Annotated in this window: 22 protein-coding genes and 1 pseudogene; 12 read left to right on the top strand and 11 right to left on the bottom strand. The window is 69.0% G+C overall.

Annotation, left to right across the window (positions count from 1 at the left end; translation table 11 throughout):
• Window positions 1-147 precede the first annotated feature (147 nt).
• Genes ACFYOS_RS07810 through ACFYOS_RS07790 form a run of 5 tightly spaced genes read right to left on the bottom strand, consistent with a single transcriptional unit; the run spans window position 148 to window position 4600 of the window.
• Window positions 148-774, bottom strand: a complete 627-nt coding sequence (locus ACFYOS_RS07810) for a carboxymuconolactone decarboxylase family protein (RefSeq protein WP_387136764.1) — start codon at window positions 772-774, stop codon at window positions 148-150.
• A 31-nt stretch (window positions 775-805) separates the two neighbouring features.
• Window positions 806-2932, bottom strand: coding sequence for a molybdopterin cofactor-binding domain-containing protein (locus ACFYOS_RS07805; RefSeq protein ID WP_387136762.1), 2127 nt, complete (start codon window positions 2930-2932; stop codon window positions 806-808).
• On the bottom strand, window positions 2929-3396 hold the full coding sequence (locus ACFYOS_RS07800) for a (2Fe-2S)-binding protein (protein WP_387136761.1): 468 nt from the start codon (window positions 3394-3396) through the stop codon (window positions 2929-2931). The genes ACFYOS_RS07805 and ACFYOS_RS07800 overlap by 4 nt, the downstream gene beginning before the upstream one ends.
• Window positions 3393-4091 (bottom strand): GntR family transcriptional regulator, encoded by a 699-nt coding sequence (locus tag ACFYOS_RS07795; protein WP_387136759.1) that lies wholly within the window; start codon window positions 4089-4091, stop codon window positions 3393-3395. Before ACFYOS_RS07795 ends, ACFYOS_RS07800 begins: the two co-directional genes overlap by 4 nt.
• Window positions 4088-4600: a VOC family protein gene (locus ACFYOS_RS07790; protein ID WP_387136757.1), complete on the bottom strand. Its 513-nt coding sequence runs from the start codon at window positions 4598-4600 to the stop codon at window positions 4088-4090. Before ACFYOS_RS07790 ends, ACFYOS_RS07795 begins: the two co-directional genes overlap by 4 nt.
• Before the next feature lie 135 nt (window positions 4601-4735).
• On the opposite strand from ACFYOS_RS07790, the gene ACFYOS_RS07785 reads away from it, so the two are divergent.
• Both ACFYOS_RS07785 and ACFYOS_RS07780 read left to right on the top strand, forming a co-directional pair.
• On the top strand, window positions 4736-6913 hold the full coding sequence (locus ACFYOS_RS07785) for a thiamine pyrophosphate-dependent enzyme (RefSeq protein ID WP_387136755.1): 2178 nt from the start codon (window positions 4736-4738) through the stop codon (window positions 6911-6913).
• 20 nt (window positions 6914-6933) lie between these two features.
• A complete protein-coding gene (locus tag ACFYOS_RS07780; RefSeq protein ID WP_387136753.1) occupies window positions 6934-8229 on the top strand; it encodes a 2-oxo acid dehydrogenase subunit E2 in 1296 nt (431 codons plus the stop codon).
• 5 nt (window positions 8230-8234) lie between these two features.
• On the opposite strand, the gene ACFYOS_RS07775 is transcribed toward ACFYOS_RS07780, so the two are convergent.
• Window positions 8235-9812, bottom strand: a complete 1578-nt coding sequence (locus ACFYOS_RS07775) for a phytoene desaturase family protein (RefSeq protein WP_387136752.1) — start codon at window positions 9810-9812, stop codon at window positions 8235-8237.
• Window positions 9813-9973: 161 nt separating this feature from the next.
• Between ACFYOS_RS07775 and ACFYOS_RS07770 the strand changes: the two genes are divergently transcribed.
• From ACFYOS_RS07770 to ACFYOS_RS07740, 7 genes are all read left to right on the top strand, one after another.
• On the top strand, window positions 9974-11212 hold the full coding sequence (locus ACFYOS_RS07770) for an amino acid ABC transporter substrate-binding protein (RefSeq protein WP_387136750.1): 1239 nt from the start codon (window positions 9974-9976) through the stop codon (window positions 11210-11212).
• Entirely contained in the window at window positions 11209-12093 is an 885-nt protein-coding gene (locus ACFYOS_RS07765) for a branched-chain amino acid ABC transporter permease (protein ID WP_387136748.1), read from the top strand. Before ACFYOS_RS07770 ends, ACFYOS_RS07765 begins: the two co-directional genes overlap by 4 nt.
• Window positions 12090-13925 (top strand): branched-chain amino acid ABC transporter ATP-binding protein/permease, encoded by a 1836-nt coding sequence (locus ACFYOS_RS07760; protein WP_387136746.1) that lies wholly within the window; start codon window positions 12090-12092, stop codon window positions 13923-13925. The genes ACFYOS_RS07765 and ACFYOS_RS07760 overlap by 4 nt, the downstream gene beginning before the upstream one ends.
• Window positions 13925-14659 (top strand): ABC transporter ATP-binding protein, encoded by a 735-nt coding sequence (locus tag ACFYOS_RS07755; protein WP_387136744.1) that lies wholly within the window; start codon window positions 13925-13927, stop codon window positions 14657-14659. Before ACFYOS_RS07760 ends, ACFYOS_RS07755 begins: the two co-directional genes overlap by 1 nt.
• Before the next feature lie 1219 nt (window positions 14660-15878).
• Window positions 15879-16016 carry a zinc ribbon domain-containing protein gene (locus ACFYOS_RS07750; protein WP_387136788.1) on the top strand — a complete coding sequence of 46 codons (138 nt, stop codon included), beginning with the start codon at window positions 15879-15881 and terminating at the stop codon, window positions 16014-16016.
• A 193-nt stretch (window positions 16017-16209) separates the two neighbouring features.
• On the top strand, window positions 16210-17346 hold the full coding sequence (locus tag ACFYOS_RS07745) for an XdhC family protein (protein WP_387136742.1): 1137 nt from the start codon (window positions 16210-16212) through the stop codon (window positions 17344-17346).
• A gap of 87 nt (window positions 17347-17433) precedes the next feature.
• Entirely contained in the window at window positions 17434-18090 is a 657-nt protein-coding gene (locus tag ACFYOS_RS07740; RefSeq protein ID WP_387136740.1) for an NTP transferase domain-containing protein, read from the top strand.
• A gap of 291 nt (window positions 18091-18381) precedes the next feature.
• On the opposite strand, the pseudogene ACFYOS_RS07735 reads toward ACFYOS_RS07740, so the two are convergent.
• From ACFYOS_RS07735 to ACFYOS_RS07725, 3 genes and pseudogenes are all read right to left on the bottom strand, one after another.
• Window positions 18382-18492, bottom strand: a pseudogene (locus ACFYOS_RS07735) (DUF6596 domain-containing protein); the annotation flags it as partial.
• 115 nt (window positions 18493-18607) lie between these two features.
• Window positions 18608-18880, bottom strand: a complete 273-nt coding sequence (locus tag ACFYOS_RS07730) for a DUF664 domain-containing protein (RefSeq protein ID WP_387136738.1) — start codon at window positions 18878-18880, stop codon at window positions 18608-18610.
• A 167-nt stretch (window positions 18881-19047) separates the two neighbouring features.
• Window positions 19048-19989, bottom strand: coding sequence for a helix-turn-helix domain-containing protein (locus tag ACFYOS_RS07725; RefSeq protein ID WP_387136736.1), 942 nt, complete (start codon window positions 19987-19989; stop codon window positions 19048-19050).
• Window positions 19990-20141: 152 nt separating this feature from the next.
• Between ACFYOS_RS07725 and ACFYOS_RS07720 the strand changes: the two genes are divergently transcribed.
• The 3 genes from ACFYOS_RS07720 to ACFYOS_RS07710 all read left to right on the top strand — a co-directional run bounded on the left by ACFYOS_RS07720 (window position 20142) and on the right by ACFYOS_RS07710 (window position 23461).
• Entirely contained in the window at window positions 20142-21707 is a 1566-nt protein-coding gene (locus ACFYOS_RS07720; RefSeq protein WP_387136734.1) for a class I adenylate-forming enzyme family protein, read from the top strand.
• The gene (locus tag ACFYOS_RS07715; protein WP_387136733.1) at window positions 21704-23083 is read left to right on the top strand and encodes a class I adenylate-forming enzyme family protein; all 1380 of its coding nucleotides are present in this window, start codon (window positions 21704-21706) and stop codon (window positions 23081-23083) included. Before ACFYOS_RS07720 ends, ACFYOS_RS07715 begins: the two co-directional genes overlap by 4 nt.
• A 201-nt stretch (window positions 23084-23284) precedes the next feature.
• On the top strand, window positions 23285-23461 hold the full coding sequence (locus tag ACFYOS_RS07710; protein WP_387136731.1) for a transposase: 177 nt from the start codon (window positions 23285-23287) through the stop codon (window positions 23459-23461).
• An 81-nt stretch (window positions 23462-23542) separates the two neighbouring features.
• On the opposite strand, the gene ACFYOS_RS07705 is transcribed toward ACFYOS_RS07710, so the two are convergent.
• Both ACFYOS_RS07705 and ACFYOS_RS07700 read right to left on the bottom strand, forming a co-directional pair.
• Entirely contained in the window at window positions 23543-24967 is a 1425-nt protein-coding gene (locus ACFYOS_RS07705; protein WP_387136729.1) for a M1 family metallopeptidase, read from the bottom strand.
• 272 nt (window positions 24968-25239) lie between these two features.
• Window positions 25240-25680, bottom strand: coding sequence for a GNAT family N-acetyltransferase (locus tag ACFYOS_RS07700; protein ID WP_387136727.1), 441 nt, complete (start codon window positions 25678-25680; stop codon window positions 25240-25242).
• Window positions 25681-25885: the final 205 nt, after the last annotated feature.

The following is a 25885-nucleotide window of genomic DNA, read 5'->3' as shown; positions in this document are numbered from 1 at the left end:
TGGGGGTTTTAAATCCGGGGTGGGGGGGGCCCCCCCCCACCAAACACCCCCCCCCCCCCCCCCCCCCCCCAAACCCCCCCCCCCCCCCCCCGGGGGGGGGCCCCCCCGGGGGGGGGCCCCCCGCCGTGCGTTTCCTGGCTGCAGCTCCTACCGCTTCGCCCAGTAGTCGTCGCGCGCCTTGCTCGCCGCCAGCTCCTCCGCGGTGCGGAAGCCCGGCGCCATCGACGCGTCGGTGCCGGCCATGTACTGGTGGTGGTCGATGCCCAGCAGCCGGATCCAGCTCTGCTGGCCGAACGTCAAGGCGATGCAGCAGCCGAGCTCCACGAGCTCCGGCTCGGTGAAGTGCTCACGGAGACGCTGCCACAGCTTGTCGAGGTCCTGCTCCCCCCAGGCGATCGCCTGCGCGTAGGCGAGGGCGGCCTTCTGCCGCTCGTCGTACTTGTCGGAGGACTCGAAGTTGAGCAGGTCGTCGTACTTCGCCTCCTCCAGACCGGCGGCGGCAGCCTTGGCGGAGCGCTGGTTGCCGCAGAACTCGCACTTCACGGTCCGCGAGATGTAGACCCGGCACAGGTCCTTGATCGCGTGGTCACACACGCCGCTGTGGAACAGCGCCTTCCACGAGTCGGCGAAGGCCCAGAACGCGTTCGGCGCGTGGGCGCGGACCGCTGAGCTCTCCGGACGGGGGGTGCCCTCGCGGGCACAGCGGTGCATCTCCTCCTGCATCCGCTCGTCCATCTGCGCCAAGGGCACGTAGCTGATGTACGGGTCGGCCATGGTGGTACTCCCTCTCTGGGTGGGCGGAGCTTCAGTCGGTCTGTGACTCGATGGCTGCGATCACGGCATCGGTGGTGATGGGTAGGTCACGGACGCGAACGCCGAGGGCGCCGGCGACCGCGTTGCCGATGGCCGCTGCGGTAGGGCCCTGGGCCGCCTCTCCGGCTCCCACGGACGGCAGATCGGGCCGGTCGAGCAGGTGTACGTCGACCGCCGGCGCCTCGCTGAACCGCAGGATCGGATAGGTCTCCCAGTCCACGCTGGTCACCCGTCGCCGGTCGAACCGCACCCGCTCCTTTAGCGTCCAGCTCGTGGCCTGGGTGGCGCCGCCCTGGATCTGGTTGCGGACGCCGTCCGGGTTGATGACCCGGCCGACGTCGACCGCGACAGTCAGCTTGCGGACGACGACACGCTCCTCGGCCTCGACGTCCGCCACCACCGCGCAGTAGGCGCCCCGGTCCTTGTACCGGGCGAGGCCGATGCCGCGCCCACGTCCCTCCGGAACCGGCGTGCCCCACCGGGCGGCCCTCGCAGCGGTCTCCAGGACCGCCCGCGCCCGGTCGTCCTGGAGATGGCGGAGCCGGAATCTGAGCGGGTCCTCCTCGCACGTCGCGGCGAGCTCGTCCATGAAGGACTCGATGCTGAACACGTTCATGAAGGCGCCGAGCGCACGCAGCGCGGAGGACCGGATCGGGGTCTCGACGAGACGGTGTCCGGTGATCCGGCGCGCGCCTACACCGTAGATCGGAACAGCGTTGCGGGTGGTGCCACCACCGGCGGCCAGGGGCGGGTCGTCGGCGACCGGGCTGGGCAGCGGTCGCTCCAGGTAGGCGCCGGCCAGCAGGCCGGCAGTTCCCCGGTAGCCGGGCCGGGCCGTGTGCCCCTGGCCATACACGTCGTAGGTCCACCCGGCGAGCTGCCCCGCCTCGGAGAGTTCCGCCGCCACCTCGGCCACCATGGCCGATCCAAAGGGCGACCAGCCGAGCTCGTCTTGGCGGGTCCACTGGACCAGGACGGGCACGCCCGGCACCGCGCGCGCGAGCAGGACGGCGTCGAAGGCCGCGTCGTCGGCGCCGTTGTGGCCGTAGCAGCCGGCGTTCTCGGCGTGCTCCACGGTGACCTTCTCGACGTCGAGCCCGAGCGCCTGCGCGATGGCGTCGCGGAGCTTGTGGATGCCCTGGCTGTGGCTCCACACGAAGAGCCTTCCGCCGCGGTCCCACCGCGCCACGCCACAGCTCGTGCCGATGGACGCGTGCGCCAGGAAGGGCCGGCTGTACCGTGCCGCCACCCGTCGGGTGGGTGCGGTGACGCCGATGTCCTCCGCCAGAACCGGGATGTCCTCATGCGGGCCGCGCAGCAGGAAGCCGCTCACGTCGGACTCGTCCGGCAGCGTGTCCTGCTCGTCCCACTCGGTCACGTCGCGGAGTTGCTCCGCGGCGCGCGCGACCTGGAACTCGTCTGGGCCCACCACACCGAGGAAGGACCCGTCCCGGACCACCTGCAGCTCAGCGCGCCCGGAAAGCACGTCACCCACGGCGGTGAGCCGCGCCCGCGGGGACGATGGCCGCACCACGCGGCCGAACAGCATGCCGGGCAGCCGGAGGTCACTGATGTAGCGGGGCCGGCCGGCCACCTTGTCGGGCAGGTCAATCCGCGCCGCGCTGGTGCCGACCAGCCGCATGTCGACGGTGCTCGGCACCGCGACACCGGCATCCACGTCGCGGCCGAGGTCCACCGAGCCGGCCAGCTCGGCGTACGACGTTCGCCGCTCGTCCTTCAGGCAGCCGAACGTTCCGTCCTCGACGACCACGTCCGCCGGATCGACCCCCCAGCGCCGGGCCGCCTCGGCGACGAAGCGCGCCCGCACGTGCGCCGCAACGAGCCGGACAGCCGGGGCGGCATCGAAGATCGAGGTGCTCCCCGCCGTGAGTCCCTCGTCCGGGCCGAGGCCGGTGTGCGCGGGAAGCGGGTCGATGCAGGTGAGCGGTACCCCGAGCTCCTCGGCGGCCACCTGCGCGAGGGCGGTCAGGATCCCCTGGCCGAGCTCGACCTTCCCGACCCTCAGCCCGATGCGGCCGTCCGCGGTGACGCCGATCCACCGCGACAGTCGCGGGTTGGCGGCGAGGTCCCGGGGCAGCCCGTGGTCGGTCAGCGTCATGACCCGGCTTCACCCGCCTTCACCACCGCGTCGACGATCCGGCGCTGGACCCCGCAGCGGCACAGGTTCCGATCCAGGGCCTTCGCCACCTGCTCAGCCGATGGGTGCGGGTTGTCCTCCAGCAGCGCCACGGCGCGCACTGCGATACCCGAGATGCAGAAGCCACACTGTGCGGCCTGCTCGTCCAGCAGCGCCTGCTGCACGGGGTGCAGCTGCCCGTCCGACCCGAGCCCCTCGACGGTGACGACCGATCGGCCGTCCATCGACCACAGGGGCGTGTCGCAGGACGGTACGACGTTGCCGTCGACCCGGACGAAGCAGGCGCCGCACAGGCCCAAGCCGCAGCCGAACCGGCTGCCCTTGAGGTCCAGGTGGTTGCGCAGCAGCGACAGCAACGTCGTGTCCGGATCGGCCTCGACCGTGACCGGCTCGCCGTTGACGGTGAAGCGGAACGTGCTGGTCATCGCCGCTCTCCGTCGAACACCTCGGGATGCCGCTGCAGCTCGATCCGGGTACGTCGGATGTGCCCACCCAGGTAGCGCTCCGCGTCCACGGTGTCGCGGCGCTCGATCGCGTCCAGCAGGAGCCGGTGCTCGGCGTTGACCACCCACATCCGGCCCGGTCCGCTGAGCGCCATGAACGCACGGCGGTAGTGCTGGGTGGCGTTCCACAGCCTGGTCACCATGCCGGTCAGCTGCTCGATGCCGCAACCGGTGTAGCTGAGCAGGTGGAACTCGCGGTCCAGCGCGAGGAACGACTGCACGTCGGTGTCGGCCTCGATCCGGCTCTGGATCTCCTCGAGCCGCTCCAGCTCCGCGGCCCCCAGGTGGGGGATGCTCTCGCTCAGCGCCAGAGGCTCCAGCCGCTCCCGCATCTGGTAGATCACGGCCACCTCGTGCATGGAGAGCTTGGGCACGCGCGAACCCTTGTGCGGCTCGTGCTCGGTGAGCCCCTCGGCCTCCAGCATCCGAAGGGCCTCGCGGACCGGCAGCCGGCTCGCACCGAGGCGCTCGGCCACCTCCTCCTGGCGAATCCGCTGTCCTGGGGCGATGTCTCCGTTCAGGATCGCCGTGCGCAGGAAGTCGGCAACACGGGCGCTCGCCGCCCCGGTGGCGTTCGGCTCAGCGGGAGGGGTCGGCGCGATGATGCCCTCGGTCATGCCGTCGCCTCCTGCTCGGCACGTGTCCGGTCGAAAGCCTTGCCGTTCGGATAGCAGACCAGCTCGAACTGCATCCCCCAGGGCGACAGGAAGTAGACCCAGCGGTTGCCCTCCGCCGGGCCCTTGCTCGCCGTCGGTCCGCCCAGCACCCTGACCCCATGCCGCTCCAGGTGCGCGATGGCTTCGTCGAGGTCGTCGACGTACAAGGCGACGTGGTGGCCGCCGATGTCGCTGTTGCGGGGAATCGCGTGCCGCTGGTCCGGCGAGGTGTAGGAGAAGACCTCGAACACCGCCTGCTCCCCGCAGCGGAAGAACCGGTTCTCCACCACCTCTGCGCGCGGGTGCACGTTCAGGTGCTCGGTCATCCAGTCGTCGTCAGCGCTCCGGAAGGGGCCGAGGGAGTAGAGGTACTCACAGCCGAGTACGTCGACGAGGAAGTGCGTCGCCTCCTCGAGGTCCGGCACGGTGAAGCCGACGTGGTCCAGTCGACGCAGCCCGGGCAACCCCACTTTGGATCCCTTCCTTCCACACCGCCTGAGTCTCCGATACTGAATCACGCGCTGGCCGTATGTCCAGCGTCCAGCAGGATCTGGATTTGGATCCAATGCTGTGCCAGTCTGTCGCCAGACACCGAGGAGGCGTAGATGACCGACCGCAGGAAGCTGGAGCCCGCTGCGCCGTGGGTCGAGCTCGTGGTGACCACGGAGGACTGGGACGCCGCGGAGCCCGCGTTGCTCACCACGATGCTCAGCCAGCTGGTGCTGATCCGCACGTTCGAGGAGACGGTGCTCGAGTCGGCGGGGTCAGGTCTGATCCATGGGCCCGCGCACTCGAGCATCGGTCAGGAGGCCGGAGCGGTCGGCTCCGCGCTGCCCCTCACCAGCCAGGACGCAGTGAACGGCTCCCATCGTGGTCACCACCAGTTCCTCGCGAAGGCGCTGCACCACGTCGCGCCAAAGGGGCTCGACCCCGCCAAGGAGCTGACCGAGGAGATCCGTGAGGTGCTGCTGCGCACGCTGGCCGAGATCTGCGGGCTGGACCGTGGCTTCAGCCACGGCCGCGGCGGCTCCATGCACCTGCAGTGGAAGGAAGCCGGCGCGATGGGCACGAACGCCATCGTGGGCGGCGGCGTGCCGCAGGCGGCCGGGTTCGCCTGGGCTCACCGGCAGGCCGGCACGGACGCGGTCTCGGTCACCTACTTCGGTGACGGAGCCGTCAACATCGGCTCGACGCTGGAGACCTTCAACCTGGCGGCTGCCTGGAAGCTGCCGGTTTGCTTCTTCATCGAGAACAACCAGTACGCGGTCTCCACCAGCGTGTTCGAGGCCACCGGTGAGCCCCGGCTCTCTGGTCGTGGGCCGGGGTTCAACATTGCCAGCTGGAAAGTCGACGGGATGGACCCGCTGGCCGTCTACCTGGCGATGCAGGAGGCGGTCGCGCACATGCGGGCCGGTAAGGGGCCCACGATCATCGAGGCCGACACCTACCGGTACTTCCACCAGAACGGCGGGTTTCCGGGCAGCGCCTTCGGCTACCGCAGTAAAGCGGAGGAGAAGCGCTGGCGCGACCGCGACCCGATCAAGCAGCTGTCCGCCCAGCTGCTCCGGCGCGGCATCATGACGCAACCCGAGATCGACGACATCGTGGCCCGCGCCAGGAAGGCCATGGCCGACACCACCGATGTCCTGCTCGAGCCCGTGCCCGGTGGGAAGCCGGGCCAGCGCCGGATCAAGGACAGCGAGTGGCCCGACCCGGCGTTCGTCGACGTCGGTGTGCGAGGCGACCTGAGCGAGTTCGACGAGGCTCCGCTGGCCGACGTGGATTCGTTCACCGGGGCGCTCGGCGAACAGAAGTTCATCGACGCCGTGGCCGGTGTCATGGCCCGCCGGATGGAGACCGACGCGTCCGTCGTGGTGATGGGCGAGGACGTGCACCGGCTCAACGGCGGCACCAACGGCGCCACCCGGGGGCTCAAGGAGCGGTTCCCAGACCGGGTGCTCGGTACCCCGATCAGCGAGAACGCGTTCGCGGGACTTGGCGGCGGCATCGCCCTCGACGGCCGCTACAAGCCGGTGGTGGAGTTCATGTACGCCGACTTCATGTGGGTGGCGGCCGACCAGCTGTTCAACCAGATCGGCAAGGCCCGGCACATGTTCGGAGGCACCGGCGACATGCCGTTCGTGCTGCGCAGCAAGGTCGCCATGGGCACCGGCTACGGCTCCCAGCACTCGATGGACCCGGCCGGCATCTTCGTCACCGCCCCCGGCTGGCGGATCGTGGCGCCCACGACGCCGTTCGACTACGTGGGCCTGATGAACAGTGCCCTGCGGTGCAAGGACCCGGTGGTCGTCCTCGAGCACGTCGACCTCTACGCCTCCACCGGCCTCGGCCCCGTCGACGACCTGGATTACTGCCTGCCGGTCGGCAAGGCAGCCGTCCGGCGCACTGGCTCCGACGTCACGGTCATCTCCTACCTCGCGATGGTGCGCTACGTACTCGAAGCGGTCGAGCAGGTCGACATCGACGCCGAGGTGGTGGACCTGCGCTGGCTCGACCGCGCGAGCCTCGACTGGGACACCCTGGGCCAGAGCATCAAGAAGACCAACAACGTGCTGATCGCCGAACAGGGAGCAGTCGGTACGTCGTACGGCGGCTGGCTCGCCGACGAGATCCACCGGCGGTTCTTCGACTGGCTCGACCAGCCGGTGCAACGGGTCACGGGCGGGCAGGCCTCACCGAGTATCAGCAAGGTGCTGGAACGGGCCGCGATCGCCCAGACCGATGAGGTCGTGGCGAAGCTGACCGAGATGGCGAGGTACTGAACATGGCCAGACTGTTGCGCATGCCCGGAATCGCGGCGAACGCCACCGAGGCGATCCTGCAGGACTGGACGGTGGAGGAGAGCACCGCGTTCTCGGCACGGGATTCGATCGCCACCGTGGAGACTGAGAAGGCGCTGGTCGACATCGAGGCCGATGCCGACGGGATGGTCCTCAAGCGGCTGGTCCCGCCGGGGTCGAAGGTCGACGTCGGGGCTCCCATCGCCGTGCTGGGCGACCCGGGCGAGCTGGTCGGCGACCTCGAGGCACTCCTGACGGAGCTCGGGGTCGACTCCGCGGACCCAGCCGCGCCGGTTGCTGAGACGGCGGCTCGCCTCGACCCCGAGGGCGGCACGGCGAACACCGGTGCCGGCGCCCTGCCCGAACCCGCGCTCGCGGAGCAAGTGACGACGCCCAACGGCGAGCACCGAGCCCGGATCTTCGCCAGCCCGCTCGCCCGGCGGCTCGCCCGGGAGGCGGGCCTGGCCACCGAGACGATCCACGGGACCGGCCCCGGAGGCCGCATCCTCCGACGGGACGTGGAAGCGGCCCTTGCCCAACGGATGGGTGCCCGCTTCGACGAACCGCTGCGAGCGCCGGCGGAGCAGCCTTCGACATGGCCTGCGGCGGCGGCTGCTGGCAGCTTCACGAAGATCCCGCACTCGAGGATGCGGCGCGCCATCGCGACTCGGCTCACCGAGAGCAAGCAGAGCACGCCGCACTTCTACGTCCGCGCGACCATTGACGTACGTCGGCTGGTGAAGCTCCGCGCCGAGCTCAACGACGGTGCCGACGTGAAGGTGTCGCTCAACGACCTCGTGGTCACGGCGGTCGGCCGGGCCCACGCCCTCGTGCCGGAGATGAACGTGACCTGGTCGCCGGACGCGGTCCGTCAGTATGTCGCCGTGGACGTCTCGGTCGCGGTCGCCACCGAGCGCGGCCTGCTGACCCCGGTCGTGCGAGGCGTGGAATCCATGACGGTGACGGAGGTGTCCCGCGCGACCCGCGAGCTCGCCGAGCGGGCCCGCAACGGCCGGCTCCGCCAGGAGGAGCTGGAGGGCGGAACGATCAGCGTGACGAACCTCGGGATGTTCGGTACGGAGGAGTTCGCGGCGATCATCAACCCGCCGCAGGCGGCGATTCTCGCGGTCGGCGCGGTCCGCGAGGAGCCGGTCGCCCGCCAGGGGAAGCTGCGGGTGCGGCCAGTCATGCGGGTGACGCTGTCCGTCGACCACCGACCGGTGGACGGCGTCGTGGCGGCGAGGTGGATGGAGGCGTTGGTGGGACTGCTCGAAAGGCCCCTGCGGATCCTGGCCTGAGCCGGCTAAGTCGGACCCATCACCGTGACCGGGTTGATGCCGAGCGCGGACAGGACGGCCCGAGCCGCGTTGCGCCCGGGCCGTCCGGAGACCGAGCCGCCGGGATGAGTCGTGGCGCCGGTGAGGAAGAGGCCGGGCACCGAGGTGGTGTACGTCGGCCAGCCCGGGAGGACGTCTCCGTCGGGGGTGACGAACTCGCCGCCGTGACAGGACCCGCCGACGTTGTGGCGATTGTGCCGCGCCACGTCGACGGGCGACTCCGCGCGCAGCGCCAGGATGTCGTCCGGCGCGAGCCCGTCGACTCGACGGCGCACCCGCTCCACGAGCGCGTCGGCGTACTCCTCCTTGGCCCGGGTCCAGTCCCGTCCGTCCGCGAGCGCGTACGGCGCGATGGTGAGGATCTTGAAGGTCGCCTGGCCCTCGGGCGCCCGGCTCGGGTCGACGGCGCTCTGCCCGACGAGGAGAAGCCAAGGGTCCCGGGCGTCGGCTTCACCGCGGTGGTGCGCATCGATCTGGGCCACCATTCCGTCGGTGCTGCCCAGCCCTGCCGCCGCCGAGCGAAGCGGCCCGCCCGCCGAGGCGTACTCCAGGTCCCGCCGCAGCGCTGCGTGCACCGCGAACACGCTGAGTCCGGGCCGCCACCGGTCCCGCGCGTCCGCGAGGTCCCCCGGTGTTCCGGCGCCCTCGAGCAAGTCCGCGAGGTTGGCCAGGTGGGCGCTGGAGACGATGGCCCGGCGCGCCTCGACACGCCGACCGTCGGTGGTTCGTACGGCTCGGGCCCGCCCCCGCGTCACCTCGATGCGGTCGACCCCGGCCGAGGTCACGACCGTTCCACTGTGGTCTCGAATGAGCGCCGTCAAGGCGTCGGGAAGGGCCTGGGAGCCCCCGCCCGGTGTCGCCCAACCGAAGCTCAGCCGGCCTGCCGTCAGGGACGAGGGGAGTACGCCTGTGCCGGGCCGCCGCGGGTCCTGGATCGTCGCCATCGAGAGCCAGAGCACGAACGAACGGACCGCGGGATGCGCGAACCGTCGGTGTACCACGTCCCACGCGCTCTGCCGCCGAAGGTCCCGATAGCGGGATGCCGCCTCGCCGGTTCCCAGCGGCAGCCCGGAGCTCCAGCGGCCGTGCACCGCGGCAAGCCCGGCGCCCCACTCGGTCACCATCGCGGTGAACTCGCGGGCGTCCTGCCGCGAGAACCGCGCGATCTCCGCCGCGGTTCCGTCCAGGTCGCGGTGCATCACCAGACTCGTGCCGTCGGGCTGGGGCAGCACCACCGCCGGGTCGGTGTGGAGGTACTTCAGCCCGTACGTCGCGAGCAGCCCGAGCTCGTCGTCCCGGATCATCGGATTGGACTGGATCAGCACGTGTGCGCTCGAGCAGGAGTCGTGCGCGAACCCGGGCAGGGTCAGCTCCTCGGTGCGCGTGTTCCCGCCGAGCTGGTCGGCTGCTTCGAGGACGGCGACGTCGAGGCCGGCGCGCGCGAGGTAGGCCGCGCACGCGAGCCCGTTGTGCCCTGCGCCGATGACGACGACGTCGGCGACCTCCGGTGCCACGTCCTCCGCTCCGCGGTGGCCCACCACCATGCCGACCTCCTACCTCAGCGCCGTGCAGTTGTCTTGTCACGATGCCGGACTGTGCAAGCGTTTGCAACGAAGAGGGTCCGTGAAGATGCTTGACAGCGTGTGGTCGGCTTCACAAGACTGCATCGAGACCGCAATCGATTGCGGGCACCTAGGAGGGAAGAATGGCGATTCCGTCGACCCGCCGTGTGACGGCGGTAGCGCTGAGCAGTCTCCTGGCGCTCGGGCTGGCCGCCTGTGGTGGCGGTGAAGGTGGGGCCAGCGACAAAACGGACGCACCGATCAAGATCGGTGCGTCGCTCCCGCTGACCGGTGAGTTCTCCCAGCCGGGCAAGGCCGCCAAGGAGGGCTACGAGGTCTGGCAGAAGATGATCAACGAGAGCGGCGGCCTGCACGGCCGTAAGGTGGAGTTGGTCATCAAGGACGACGCGTCCAACCAGAACACCATCGTCACGGACTACAACGCGCTGATCAGCCAGGACAAGGTCGACCTCCTGCTGGGGACGTTCTCCTCGCTGCTGAACCTCCCCGCGTCGGCCGTCGCCGAGCGTAACCAGATGCTCTACGTCGAGCCGGCCGGTGCCTCTCCGAAGATCTTCAGCCGCGGTTTCAAGTACACCTTCTTCAGCCAGCAGGCGACCGCCGACAAGCAGGGCGTGGTGTTCGCCAACTGGATCGCCGGCCTGCCCGCGGACCAGCGCCCGAAGACGGCGGCCTACCCGACCATCGACGACCCGTTCGCCGTGCCTACGGTCGAGGGCATCAAGGCGATCCTCGAAAAGGCCGGGATCCAGACCGTGTACGAGCAGACGTACGCGATCGACACCAAAAACTTCGACACCATCGTGAACGCGATGAAGGCGAAGGCACCGGACCTGGTGGTGCACGGCGCGGTCTTCGAGGACGGGGTCGGCATGACCCGCGCGATGCTCAAGGCCGACTTCAAGCCCCACTGGCTGTACCAGACGAGCACCCCCTCGAACGGTGACCAGTACGCCAACGCCGTGGGTGTCCAGAACACCGAGGGCGTCATGTACGCCGTGAGCCACGCTCCCCAGGCGAACACCCCCGGAAACAAGGAGTTCGTGGCGAAGTACAAGGAGATGTACGGCGGTCTCCCGCCGGAGGACGCCGCCGACGCCTTCGCCGCGGGCCAGGTACTCAAGGCAGCCGTCGATGCGGTCGGCAACGTCAAGGACCAGGCCGCCATGGCGGACTGGCTGCGTAAGAACAGCGTCGAGACGATCCTCGGTACGCTCAAGTGGAACGCCGACGGCAGCCCGATCGGTCAGTTCCTGATCGGCCAGTGGCAGAAGGGCAAGGTCGAGTTCGTCCTTCCCAAGGAGAGCGCGACCACCGACAACATCATCATGGGCTGGAAGCCGGGAGGCGCTGGCCAATGATCCAGCTCATCCAGAACCTGATCCTGGGCCTGCTCCTGGGCGGGGTCTACGCCCTCGTGGCAGGAGGCCTGACCCTGATCTTCGGGGTCATGCGAGTGATCAACATCGCCCACGGCGCGTTCCTGATCCTCGCAGCCTTCCTGACCTACACGTTGTGGAACGGGCTCGGTATCGACCCGCTACTTGCCAGCCTCGTCACCACGCCGGTTGTCGGTGCCATCGGGTGGGTCACCTACAAGCTGGTGGTGGCGCCCATCCGGACGGCCCCGATGGCGTCGACGGTGCTCCTCACCTTCGGCCTGGCCCTGATCATCGAAGCGGCGCTGGGCACCATCTGGGGGAACAACTCCACCGCGATTCGTCCCGGCTACGCGGACGAGTCGTTCACGGTGGCAGGGCTGTTCCTGCCCAAGGCCCAGGTGTACGGCGGACTCGTGGCGGTGCTGGTTCTGGTGACGTTGGGTCTCGTGCTGACGAAGACCTGGCTCGGACGGGCGATCCGCGCCGCGGCCATCAACCCGGCCGGCGCCGAGCTGGTCGGGATCAAGGTGGCTGCGGTGGCGGCCCTCGTCTTCGCCCTCGGGATCGCCGCGGCGGGAGCGGGTGGAGCAATCGTCGGAGTGCTCTACCCGTTCGTCGCCGGTGCCCACTACCAGTGGATCGCGCGGCTGCTGGCGATCGTCGTGCTCGGAGGCATGGGAAGTCTGAACGGAGCGATCTTGGCTGCGGTGATGTTCGGTGTGGCGGAGACACTGACCGCGGCATACGTCTCGCCCTCGTGGGCGACGGCCGTGCCCTACGCGATCGTCTTCGCCGTCCTGCTGATCCGCCCGCAAGGACTGCTCGGAACCCGGATGCGTGAGGATGCGGTGCCGGCGTGAACAAGTCTCTCAGCCTGCTGAGCCAGCCCCTCTGGGTCGGGCGCCTGCTGGTGGCGGTCGCCGCCGTCCTGCTGCTGGCGTTCCCGCTGCTCACCGATGACGCCTTCCACCAGAACATGGTGATCCTGTCCCTGGTGTTCGCGATCGGTGCGAGCGGACTGAACATCATCACAGGCTTCGCCGGCTACGTCTCTCTCGGACAAGGGGCCTTCATCGGCCTGGGCGGCTACACCATCGGCGTGCTCGCAGCCCGGTTCGAGTCGGTCTCCCCCTGGCTGTGGGTGCCGGCGGCGGGCCTCGTCGCCGCCGCCGTCGCCGTCGTGCTCGGTCTGGTCTCCCTGCGCTCGCGCGGACCGTCGTTCGTCATCATCACGGTCGCGTTCCTGTTCCTGGTCCAGGTCATCGCGATCAACTGGGTGAGCCTGACCAACGGGACGGCCGGTCTGACCCTGCCGCTCCCGTCCTGGGACCGGGCCATCATCAACTGGCCGTTCTACTACGCCCTCATCGCCATCCTGGCGCTGCAACTGCTGATGACGTGGTGGATCCGCCGGACCAAGCTCGGCATGGGGCTCATCGCGATCCGGGAGGATGAGACCAAGGCGGCGACGATCGGGATCAACCTGCCGGTCGAGAAGATGATCGCCTTCGTGGCGAGCACCGTCTTCGTCGGCATGGCCGGTGCCGTCTACGGCTACTACCTGACCTTCATCGACCCGCGTGGCATGTTCAGCATCCTGATCAGCGTGCAGCTCGTCCTGTCCCTGCTGGTCGGCGGGAAGGCGACGCTGTGGGGACCGGTGCTCGGCGCGTTCCTGATCGAGCCCCTGAACGAGATCGCCAACAACAACTTCGGTGGGGGCAACGCGAGGCTGTACCTCTTCGGCGGTCTGCTCGTGCTCGTCGTGATCTTCCTGCCCAAGGGCATCCTGCCGGCCATCGAATCGCTGCTCCAGCGTCGTCGTACCGCTGGCAAGGCCGGACTGGTGGGAGCGCGGATCGGCACCGGCGGAAGTTTCGCCTCGCTCACCGACCGGGTGCAGGTCGTGGACCGGACCGAGGCGGAGCCTCGGCCCCTCCTCGAGGTACGGGGGCTGCGGAAGCACTTCGGCGGTCTCAAAGCCGTCGACGGCTGCTCGTTCGTGGTGCCGGAGGGCACGATCACGGGCCTGATCGGGCCCAACGGGTCCGGCAAGACCACCGTCTTCAACCTCATCGACAACACGATCACGGCTGACGCCGGCGAGATCATCTTCGCCGGCGAGCACATCGAGAAGCTGCCGTCCTGGGAACGCGCGCACCGAGGACTGGGGCGCACGTTCCAGCTCACCCGGCTGTTCGGCGAGATGACGGTGCTCGAAAATGTGGTGGCCGCGCAGCGATCCTTCTCGTTCTCACAGCTGGGCCGCATCGCGGTGAGCGGCAAGGAGGCCAAGGCGGCCGAGGAGCTGCTGGAGTTCGTCGGGATGCGCGCGTTCCGTGACCAGAAGGCGCACGCCCTCTCCTACGGGCAGCAGAAGCTCGTCGAGCTCGCTCAGGTGCTCATGCTCGACCCGAAGCTCATCCTGCTCGACGAGCCGGCCGGGGGCATCAACCCGGTGCTGATCGAGCGGATGGGCGAGATGATCCGCGAGCTGAACTCCTACGGGAAGACCTTCCTGATCGTGGAGCACAACATGCCGTTCGTCCTCGACCTGTGCGACCCGATCCATGTGCTGAGCCGTGGCACGACGATGGCCAGTGGAACGCCCGCCCAGATCCAGACCGACCCAGCCGTGATCGACGCCTACCTCGGCGACGACTTCAAGCTGGCACAGGAGGTGGCGAACTGATGCTGCAGCTGAAGGGTGTGATCGCCGGCTACGGCGGCGGCGACGTCCTGCAAGGTGTCGACATCGAGGTGCAGAAGGGCGCCATCGCCTGCATCGTCGGGCCGAACGGTGCTGGGAAGTCCACCGTGCTTCGGACCGTCAGCGGACTGCTGACACCCCGCCTCGGGGAGATCACCCTCGAGGGAGAGCGGATCCATCACTGCTCTCCGTCGGCGATCCTCCAGCGGGGGATCTCCCAGGTGCCGCAGTCGAATGCCCTCTTCCCCAACCTGACCGTGAAGGAGAACGTCCTTCTCGGCGCGTACATCATCCGGCGGGACCGCTCCCTGGTCCGCAAGCGGTACGACCAGGTGTCGGAGCTTTTCCCGGTCGTGGCGGAGCGCTACAACGACAAGGCGGGCAACCTGTCGGGGGGCCAGCGGCGCATGGTGGAGTTCGCCCGATCCTTGATGCTCGATCCGGTGCTGCTGCTGCTCGACGAGCCGTCACTCGGCCTCGACCCGAAGGCGCTGCACACGTTGTATGAGTCCGTCATGGTGCTGCGGGACAGCGGCAAGACGATCCTCATCGTGGAGCAGAACGTCCGCTTCGGGATGCGTATGGCCACGCACGGAATCGTGATGGAGAGCGGTCGGGTCGTGACACAGCGACCGGCTGCCGCGATCCTTTCCGACCCCGACATCGCGCAGATGTACTTCGGAGGCACCGCGAGCCAGCACCACACGGCGCACTGAGTCGAGTAGGGGGAGAGCTACCGCAGCCACCGTACCGACTGACCGATGTCACCGCCCGGCCGGCTGGGATGCGAGTCAAGAGCGACGGTAGTAGCGCCTGGAAGACTGAGACCAGGCGCGTTCCAGTCTGTCGTGCCGCCGTAGGGGCTCGTGCGAGACGTGGTGATCGTGGCCCATGCATTCCTGGACACGCACGACGTCCCACGGCTGCTATTGCTCCCGCGCCGTGGCGCACAGGACTTGGCGTAAGCCGGACCCGCAAGGCCAACGCCCGGCAGTGGCGTATACCGCCGTCCGTTGGCCGACCACTCAACCCCCGACTCGTCCGTGCACATCCGGCCCGTTGGCCGGCGTTGAGCTCGGCCGGGCGGACCCACTAACGCAGCGTGTCCGTGGTGCCGACCCGGAGCTCGTGGGCCACCGCGCCGATCTCCACGGGCTCCGAGTCGTCGTTCGACCACACCTCGGCGACCATCCGCACCCGCTCGCTCACGCAACTCACGAGGATAAGGGGAAGGGTGTGACATTGCTCGATCGTCCACAAGAGATCGGGCCGATACCAGATCCGGGGCGGTTCAGAGTGACGCCCGATCACTATTTACCAAGCCAGACGCGAGGGGTAGCCTCCGGGGAAAACTCGGCCCGTGGGTCGACGGACGAAACGCCACTAGACAGGCGCTCAGTAAAACCAATTCAATTAAATGGAGTCGGTCCACGCTTAGAAGCCTCGGTCGAGGCCGTGCGGATTCGGAGGTGTGTGATGGGATCAGACAAGGAGGTCCCGACCCGATGGATCACTTGGCCAGCTGGCGTAGTCGCCGCACTCGCCTGGGGTGCTGGTCAGCTCACGTCCGTCGCCATTTTTGACCTCATCTTCGTCGCCGCGGCCGCTTGGTTAGGCGGTTGGTTGTTGAGCGACCTCGCGTGCCGCTATCTCACGCGGCGAGGGGAGCTTCCACGGCGGGCGGGCGAAGACGAGTGGTTAGTCGACGAGCCACAACCTCGTCCACGGTGAGGGGATCCATCCCACGGTTCGTGTCGATCCGCTTACCTGCCCTCGCCCTTGCCGGCTGAGGCGGTCGCGGCGGCGGATGCGACGTAGGGTGAGTTCGTCTTGGTTACCGATCGGCGCGGGCAGTGGCGCCAGCGGCCGGGTGTTGGCGATCCGCCGATGGGGCGGTGGGCGTTGTAGAAGTCCTCGTATTCGCGCAAGGCGCGGATCAAGTGGGAACGGGGCGACGCCCGCCCTGATCGCCACCCAGGTCCGCCGGAGCGCGAATACCAGTGCGAAGCTTGCGGCCTGGCCCTGGACCGCGACCTCAACGCCGCACGTAATCTCGCCGCACTCGCGGCGTAGATCGACACCGCCGGGAGTGGCCCGGCGGCAGAACGTGGAGCCGGCCATGAGACCCGCGCGGGCAGGTGGCTGTGGAGCGTCAACCTGGCACAGCCACCGCTGGTCAGGCCGGGACCGTCCCACCGCAAGGCGGGAGTACCGATCACACGCCCGCCAGAGAGAACTGACAGGTAACGGTTGGAGGTGATCCGACGTGCGTGAGGTACTGCCGGAGCTGCTCAAGTGGTGGCGGCGTGGCGACCCAATCGGCATGGGGACGGTCGTCGCGACCTGGCGATCGGCGCCTCGCCCTGTCGGCGCCGCGATGTTGGTCGGGCCAGGCGGCGAGGCGATCGGCAGCGTCTCCGGCGGCTGCGTCGAAAGCGCGGTGTACGAGTTGGCCAGGAAGGTCGTCGCGGACGGCCGGCCGACGCTGCAGCGCTACGGCATCAGCGACGACGATGCGTTCGGAGTGGGGCTCCCCTGCGGCGGAATGCTCGACGTCTTCGTCGAGCGTGTCGACCGCACGACCCTCCCGCAGTTGGAGGAGGTTACCGCCGATATCGCAGACGGGCGAGCGGTGGCGGTGTGCACGCTCGTAAAGCACCCGGACGCGGGCCGGGTCGGCGCGCACTTGGTGGTGCGGCCGCAGAGCGCGTCCTGGACGACCGTGGCGGGCTCGCTCGGCTCGCCGCGCTTTGACGCGGCCGTTGCCGACGACGCCCCCGGACTTCTGGCCAACGGCCGTTCCGGCATCCTCACCTACGGCCCGGACGGCGAGCGCCGAGGCGAAGGCGCCCAGGTGTTCGTCGCGTCCCATGCCCCGCGGCCTCGGATGATCGTATTCGGCGCCATCGACTTCGCGGCCGCGCTCGCGCGTTCCGGTACCTTCCTCGGATACCGCGTGACCGTCTGCGACGCCCGTCCCCTCTTCGCCACCCGGTCCCGTTTCCCCGACGCAGATGAGGTGGTCGTCGACTGGCCACACCGCTACTTACGAGCCGAGATCGATGCGGGACGGATCGACGCCCGTACGGTGCTCGCCGTGCTCACGCATGATCCCAAGTTCGATGTACCCGTGCTCGAGATCGCCCTGCGGCTGCCCGACGTCGGCTACATCGGGGCGATGGGCTCCCGCCGCACCCACCAGGACCGGCTGGAGCGCCTGCGTGCCGCGGGAGTTTCCGACGCCGAACTGGCGCGGCTGTCCTCACCCATCGGCCTGGACTTGGGGGCGCGCACGGCCGAAGAGACCGCCATCAGCATCGCCGCCGAGATCATCGCGCTACGTTGGGGCGGGCAGGGCGACCGGCTCAGCCAGACGCGGGGCGCGATCCACCACCGCGGATGAGCGTCCAGCGCTCTGCCGTATCGAACCCCGGCCACGCTCGGCCGCGCACTGACCTGGCCAACCTCGCCTGCTTCAGGTCCGGCTGCCATGTCCGGCAAGAGCCTGGTGCACTGCGCGGACCTAGCGAAGAATCATGAAGGAGTGTGTTCCCTGAGCACGGTAGCTGGGCTGGTTCTTGCCGCAGGCGCCGGCACACGGTATGGCGGGCCAAAGGCCCTGGTCCGCGCTGACGACGGCCACCTGCTGGTAGAGCACGCGGCGGCGACGCTGCGCACGGGCGGCTGCGCACCGATCGTCGTGGTGCTCGGCGCCAAGTCCGATTGGGTGCGCGGCGAGGCACGACTGGCTGACGTGTCGCTGGTCGACAACGCCGACTGGCAGAGCGGAATGGGTTCATCGCTGCGGGTCGGACTGTCGGCACTGGCCGACGCTGACGTCGACGGCGTAGCGGTCCTCCTGGTCGACACGCCCGACATCGGTCCGGAAGCGGTGCGCCGTCTTGTCGTTGCAGTCGACGGCCCCGGAGCGTTGATCACGGCGACGTACGGCGGCAGACGCGGCCATCCGGTGATCATCGGACGCGACCACTGGGCCGGGGTGGCAGCGCTCGCGACGGGCGACGTCGGCGCGCGGGCCTACCTCGCGGCGCACTCGACCAGGGTACGCGGCGTGCCGTGCGAGGACGTCGCCGACGACACCGACCTCGACGTGCCGCGCGGGAGGGTGCGCGGGTCAGGGCGGTAAGGACCGGGTGTGGTGCTGCCGAAGTCCGCGCACACGGAGGCCAAGGCCGCCCTGGCCGAGATCTGAGGTGCCGAGGACAAAACCCACGCCCAACTCGCGGCGAAGCGGTTCGCTGACCTGTACGGCACCAACTTCGCCAAGGCCACCACGAAGGTCACCGACGACCTCGACGAACTGCTGGCCTTCTACGACTTCCCGGCCGAGCACCGGGTGCACCTGCCCACTTCGACAACGCTCTATGTCGCCTGGCGGGGGCGTACCCGCAGGTCAGGACGGTAAGGAGCTGCTGGATGGCCTGGCCTTGCATGTTGGTGCGGTCCGGGTATCACGCCGGGCGTGATGGAGCAGCATGAGGGCGAGCAGCCCCGCCACCTCGGGGTGCTCGATCGCGGCCGCGAGCTGCGGGGGCCGCACGCACGGTCAGGCCGTTGATCGGGCGTTGACGAGCCACGTGGAAGACGTCCGACTGTGCCGAATTGAGGATGTAGCTCGCGCAGTGCCGGTGGAGGGGAGACAGCTATCGAGGCCCGAGCCCCGTCTTTCCATCGATCAGCTCGCGCACGACGTCGAGGTGACCCGCATGACGTGCGGTCTCCTCGATCATGTGGAGAGCGATGCGACGCAGGTCGGTGACTTCCTCCCCGAGCGGACCTGGGTGACGCCCCCGGGCAGGCGCAGACAGCGGCGTAGAGGCAAGGACGGCGTTGGATCGCTCGCACTGGGCGCGGTAGAACGCGAAGACCATGGACGGTACCGCCCCGGGCCATCCGCACAGGGTTTGTGGTGGCACCTGAGGCGAGTCGAGTCGTTTTCGGTTACTCGGTTAGCTAGCCGACTGCTGCAGAGCCGGGCACGATCTGGACGTGGTCGATCATGCCCGACGACCCGGTCGGGCGCCGGATCCGGTCAGGTCAGCAAAACGCAGGTCCTGTGCGAGGGTTCTGGCACGGTACGGGATCAGCCGCCGCGATGAGCCGACGGCGGGTGGCCGAAGCGCTCGCGGAACGCCCGGCTGAAATGGGCCGCGTTCTGGAAGCCCCACCGGCGGCCGATCTGGCCGACCGACCGTCCGGCGAACAGGGGGTTCTCAAGGTCGAGCCGACAGCGCTCGAGCCGCCGGTCCCAGATGAGCCGGGCGACGGATGCCGGCTCGCTGGTGAACAGCTTGTGCAGGTAGCGCGGCGAGATGTGATGTGCCGACGCGATCATCGACGGCGACAACGCCCGATCTGCCAGGTGCGCCTCGATGAACGCGTAGACGCGCCGGCGGTACAGCGTCGACATTGCCTCCCCGCTGGCCTGGGACGGTCCCGGCCGGCTGCCGAGCGCCGTCGCAATGAGATCGACGGCCTGCTGGGCCAGCGCCACGTGCAGCCGCGGCTCGAGATCGTTTGCGGTGCGGGCGAGTCCGGTCAGGAAGGAGGACACCAGCCCGCCGATCGGCTCGCTGTGCCGGACCGGAATCGCAGTCACCGTCTCGATCGCGCTGACCTGTGACCGCAGCATGGCCCGCGGCATCTGAATGACGAGGTGGTGAAACATACGGTCACCGGCGAATTCGACTGTATACGGACGACCCGCGTCGAATAGCGCCATGTCGCCCGGGGCGAGCACCGCCTGCCGGTCGTCCTGGATGCCGAGCGCCTCGCCGGTGAGGTGCAGCGCCATTAGCAGCTCGTCCTCCTGCGCCTCCGCGATGTGCCGAGCTCGGCGCCGTACTCCCATCGGGTTGGCGTCGATACGGGAGAACCGAACCGGACCGACGGCCACGCTCGACACCTGCCCTGCGAACGCACTGGCGGCCGTGTCCACGTCGAGCTGCACGAAGGTCCGGCAGATTACGTCGCGCCAGTACGACATCCGTTCGTTCGGGCGCACCTGATCGGTAGACAAGATCATGGCCAGCTTACCTCCGGGACGGCTGCAACGCCTCAGCACGGCCTGATTGCCTGGCAGCGTACTTCGTTGCTCCGGCAGTGCACGAGCGCTCGTCGGTCGTGGGCCGTCGCGGCTACGTTCGGCCAACCGTTCCGGCGATCGAGGAGTGTTCCATGCGGGTACTGGCGGGTGGCATGACGGCGTACGCGGCCCAGCGCTTCGCGGCGCGAACGGCGGTGACGACCGAGGCGGGCAGCCTGAGTTTCGCCGAACTCGCGGCGGCGGCCTACCGGTTCGGCTCCGGCCTGCGGTCGCTCGGCCTCCGTCCGGGCGACCGGGTTGGTGTGCTGTCGTACAACCGGGCCGAGGTCGTGCAGGCCTGGCTCGGCCTGGAGGCGGCCGGGCTGGTCAGGGTGGTGTTGCACAGCCACTTCGACATGGCCGTGCACGCCGATCTCCTCACCCACGTCGAGGCCGCCGTGGTCGTGTTCGACACCCGGTTCGCGGCGGCGATCGAGCCGTACCGCGATCGGCTCTCGCGGGTGCGGTTCGTGGCGATCGGCGACGGCCCGCCGGTATGGGCCACGCCCTTCGCTACCGTGCTGGCGGCCGGCTCGCCCGACGATCCGCAGCTGGACGTGGACGAGGAGACACCGGTCTGCATCCAACCAACCACCGGGACCACCGGTGCCCCCAAGCCGTGGACGTTTACCCACCGGTCGTGGCGCGGCTGGGTGGGCCAAAACCTGCAGCACCTGGACACCTTCGCCGACGGGATATCGGCAGTTGGACCGGACGACGTGAACCTGCACATCCACGCACTGCAATGGGCCACCGGCGCCCAGACACTGTATCCCTATCTGCTGCGGGGCGCCCGAACCGTCCTACTCGACGATCGGACGTTCGATCCTGCCCACGCCGTCGACACGCTGGTCGCCGAGCGGGTCACCGGGGTGCTCGTGCCGGCGCCGATGCTAACCCCGATGCTGGACGTCATCGAGGCCCGGGGCGGCATCGAGCACCGGCTGCGCCGCCTGGTCATCTTCTTCGCCACGCCGGAGCTGCTGGAGCGTACGACCGCTGCACTCGGACCGGTGTGGTGCCATGGGTTCGGGTCGACTGAGCAGGGCGCGGTCACCACCAGACTCCTGGCGGACGACGTCGTCGGACGACCGGACCGGCTGGCTAGCGTTGGCCGCGCGGCCAGCCCGCTCCTGGAAGTATCGATTATGGACGTTGCTGGGCAGCCCGTACCGGCAGGCGAGGTCGGCGAGATCGTCGTGCGCAGTGCGATGTCGTCCAGCCGCTACTGGAATCTTCCGGAGCGTACAGCCGAGTCGTTCCACGCCGGTGGCTGGTTCCGACCGATGGATCTGGGCTACCTGGACGCAGACGGGTTTCTTTTCTATGTAGACAGAGCCAAGGACTGCATCCAAACGGCCGCCGGCGTTGTTTATCCTCACCTCATCGAGGCGGCCGTGCTGCGCCATCCGGCCGTCGCCAACTGTGGCGTGGTCGGCCTGGGCAATGATGGCGAGCAGCGGGTCGTGGCCGCCGTGATGCTCAAGGCCGACCTCGCGCCGTCGACCCAGCTCCTCAACGAGATCGCCGCCGGGGCCCGAGCCGGGCTCCGCGAGCACGAGTGGCCGCAAGTAGTGGCAGTCGCTGAGCTGCCAACCGTGCTGGGCGGCGCGAAGGTCCGCCGCGAGGTGCTGCGCGACCAGCTGGAGCGCGCGTGATCACGGCCGGTGAGGCGGTGCGGTCTGCGCTGCTCGCGGCCGGTGATCGCCCGCTGCTACTCGACCCGAAGGGGCGCGTACGCACCGGGGCCCAGCTGGTCGAGCGGGTGGACGCCCTGGCCGGTGCCCTGCTCGATCGGGGTGCGGCCGGCGCGCGGGTCGGGCTGTGGTACCGCAACAGCCTGCCGGCCATCGAGGCGTTCCTGGCCGTCGAATGGGTCGGCGGCACCCGGGTGCCGGTGGACCCGGGTGCTCCCCCGGCCGAGGCCCGCGCGGTGTTCGCCGCAGCCGGGGTAGCACTGGTACTGGCCGACGCCGAGCACGCGGACGGCGATGACGCTGTGCACGACCACGGTCGTGCCCTGCGGGGCACGCCGGCCTGGCCTGCCCAGCCCGTGCCACCCGAACGGACACTGCTGCTCTACCCGCGGCAGGTGGTGGACGGGGCGCTGGCCGCAGTGCCAATCTCCTACGGCAGTTGGGCTGAGACCATGCGGGTGAACGTTGCCTGCTATCTGGACGGTCGGTACGGCATGCCGATGGCCGACGACGACGTGTACCTCACCGTGCAGCAGCTGATGCACGGCACCGGGCTGCTCGGCACATTTCCGTTCCTGCACCTGGGCCTGCCGCAGGTCGTGCTGGACCGGTTCGATCCGGACGCGGTGTGCGAAGCAGTGGCGCGCTTCGGCGTTACCAGCACGATGCTGGTCTCGGCCATGCTGCCACCGCTGGCCACTCGGTGGCGGGACACCCCACTGCGGCGGGTGCTCTATGGCGGGGCACCGTTGACCGGGCCCGACCTGCGGACGGCTCTGGCGGCTTTCGGACCCGTGCTGGTCCAGGTGTACGGACGGCTGGAAGGTGGCTGGCCGATTAGCGTGCTCGACACCCAGGCGCACACCCGGATTCTGGCTGGCGACGACGAGCTGCTGAGCAGCTGCGGCTTTCCACTGTCGGATGTGGAAGTTCAGCTCCGGCCGACCGGGGACGATCCCGATGTCGGCGAGCTGGCGGTGCGGACGCCGATGGCGGCAGCCGAATATCTTGACGCCGACGGCTGGTGCCCCCTGGGCGATGTGGTCCGTCGCGACCGGAACGGCTACCTGCACCATCTCGGCCGGCTCGATCAGATGATCAACAACGGTTACCACGTCTACCCGGCCGAAGTCGAGTACGCGCTGCGGCAGCTCCCCGGAGTGCTCGCGGCCCGGGTCGTCGGCGAGCGCGACCCCCGCCGGGGCCAGCGCGTCGTCGCCTACGTCGTGCCGTCCACTGCGGGCACGATGAACCCAGACGACATCCGGCAACGGCTGCGCGAGCGGCTGGCGGGGTACAAGGTGCCGGAGCGGATCGAGGTCGTGACCGACCTGTGAAATTCGTTAAGTAGCCCTCTGCTGTGGTGATAGCGCATACGGGTCGTCCTAGAGCTCGGTTGACCATCCGGAGGATCAGCGAGCGCAGTTGCCCGCGACACAGCTGCACCGCATCGGCGATGCTCTCGCTGCCAAGATCCTCGCTCGAACCGGGGCCGTGACCGGTTCCGGTCGAGCTCGGCGTTCGCCTCGTTCTGCGGTGTGGCACCGATAGATGTGTCATCCGGTGACGTCCAGCGGCACCGGCTCTCGCGAGCCGGCGATCGCCAGCGGAACTATGCCCTGCACGTCATGGCCATTACCCAGACCCAGCGGCTGAGCCCCGGCAAGGACTACTACCAGCGCAAGCGCGCAGCTGGGAGGACCCGCGTGTACTGATCTTCCAAGGACGCTCCCCGCTGTCCGCTCTCCAGCGTGGGTGGGGCCTCGCGACCGGGACGATCGCGGACCCCATCCACGTCACCAGGTCGTGGGCTTGCCCTTCTGGAACAGCCACACGTCGAAGAAGGCACTGAGATTCTGCCCGGACTCCCGCTCGGACAGGGCGATGAAATCGGCCGTTCCCGCGTGGCGGTACCGGTGGCTCGCCGCCCACTCGCGCAGGATGCGGAAGAAGGTGTCGTCGCCGACCTTGCCCCGCAACGCGTGCAGGGTCATCGCCCCCCGGTTGTACGGGATGTTGCTGAACATGTCCTCGGGGCCCGGGTCGGCGACGACGATCTGCCAGAACGACGACGATGCGGCCCGACCGTAGTTGCTGCTGCTGCTGAACGTCTGGCTGACCGACGCGCCGCCGTTGTATTCGGTGTACATCCACTGGGCGTAGGTGGCGAAGCCCTCGTTGAGCCAGATGTCCGACCAACGCTCCGGGGAGACGCTGTCGCCGTACCACTGGTGTGCCAGCTCGTGCGCCATTGTGCCAACGCCCGCCGCGCTGGAGAAGACCGGCTTGGTCTGGGTCTCCAGGGCGTAGCCCACGTTCGGGGCCCGGTCGATGATCGCACCGGTCGAGGCGAACGGGTACGGACCGAACGTCGAGGAGAAGAAGTCGATCATCTTCGGGATCTGCGCGACCGCGGCGGCGGACCCGGCGACCTGCCGTGGGTCGATCGCGACGTACACGGGGATCCCGCTCGGTGTGGTCGACTCGGTGACCACGAAGTTGCCGATGGTGATCGTCGCCAGGTAGGTGGCCATCGGCTCGGTCGAGTCCCAGGTGAAGGTGGTCCAGCCGTCCCGGGTCTCCTCGGACAGGAGTTGGCCATTGCCGACGGCGGTGAGCCCCTCCGGCACCTTCGCGGTGAACCGGAAGGTGGCCTTGTCGGTCGGGTGGTCATTGGTGGGCAGCCAGGCCGGCGTGCCCTGCGGCTCCCCGACGACGAAGGCACCGTCGTCGGTGGGTACCCAGCCCTCGATCGACCCGTCCGGGTCGGTGATCGGGCCCGGTACGCCGGCGTACCTCACCACCACGGTGAACGCCTGCCCGGTCTTGAGCTTCGGGCGCGGCGTGACGACCAGTTCCTGGCCGTCCCGGGTGAAATCGTGGGCATGCCCGTTGACCGTCAGCGACGAAATGTCCGGACCGCGGAAGTCCAGGTTGAACCGGTCGAGATCTTGCGTGGCAGTCGCGGTGATCGTGGCGGTGGCGGCCAGGAACCGGCTCGCCGGGTCGTAGGAGAAGTTGACGTCGTAGTGCTGGACGTCGTATCCGCCGTTGCCCTCGTCCGGGAAGTACGGATCGCCGAGGCTCGCCGCGCCAGCCGAGTAGCGGGGGGCTCCGGGGTTGCCAGGTGCTGCGTCGGCCGCGTCCGGTGCCACCACCGACCCGACTGCCACCAGGGCGACCGTGGCGAGCGCGGCACTGCGCAGGCGTGGGACTGTCATGTGAATCCTCCCCATTGGACTGCCACGGCAGCGCTGGCCACCAGATGTGTACGCCCTATCCACCCGCACCGGACGCGAGTGCGTCAAGGTCTGCAGGCCACCCGTCGCCTTCACCGGTCGCCCCAATGCGATCGAACTGGACAATCCGTCGGACCATCCCTCCCGAGGAGCACACCGTGACGCCGCGCTGCGTGGGCGGCCCCGACGCGGTCAGGGCGCGATGGCCACCACCGACCCGCGTGATCCACGAAGCCCAGCCCTGATGTCCTCGGTCAGGCAGGCGGCAAGGGCTTGCGCATGTGGACGGCGTGACGGCCGTTGATGTTCTCGCGTTCTGTGGCCACGTAACCCAGGCGCTCGTAGAAGGCGATATTCGAGGTCATCTTCTCATTGGTGTAAAGACGCAGCGTGGACAAGCCGAGGGCACGGGCCTGATCCTCAGCGAAGGCCAACAGGCAACGGCCCAGGCCGCGGCCCTGGGCTGCCGGGCTGACCGCCACGTTTTCGATGAGCAGGACGCCGTCCTCGGGGACGAGCACGATGAGGCCCTCGACCGGGTCGAAAACCCACACCTGGCCCGCCCCGATGAGCTCGGCATAGTCAGCCACCATCGGGAGCGGCTGCACGCCGGTCACTTCGATCCAGGGCGCGTAGGCAGCGTGAACCAGATCCTCGACGGCGGTGCGGTCGGCCACAACGGCAGGACGAATCATCAGGCCATGATCCACTGTTTCGGAGGCCGATGCACCCGCGCGTCGACCTGCGGTGAAATTCGGGAACGCGGTGGCCCAGCTGCCGGAGGGGCTCTGGCAGGTGATCGAACCGGTGGGTGCCGGTGGTAGGCGGCGCCCCGGCTCGTAGCACGCACAGTCGAGGCAGGAGCACGGGCGCCGGCCGACCGGTTGCCTGGTGAGGCAG

The sequence above is a fragment of the Micromonospora sp. NPDC005806 genome, assembly GCF_042871425.1.
Taxonomy (GTDB): domain Bacteria; phylum Actinomycetota; class Actinomycetes; order Mycobacteriales; family Micromonosporaceae; genus Micromonospora.
The sequence above is the reverse complement of the archived record's forward strand: the minus strand, read 5'-3'. Positions and strand labels throughout refer to the sequence as shown.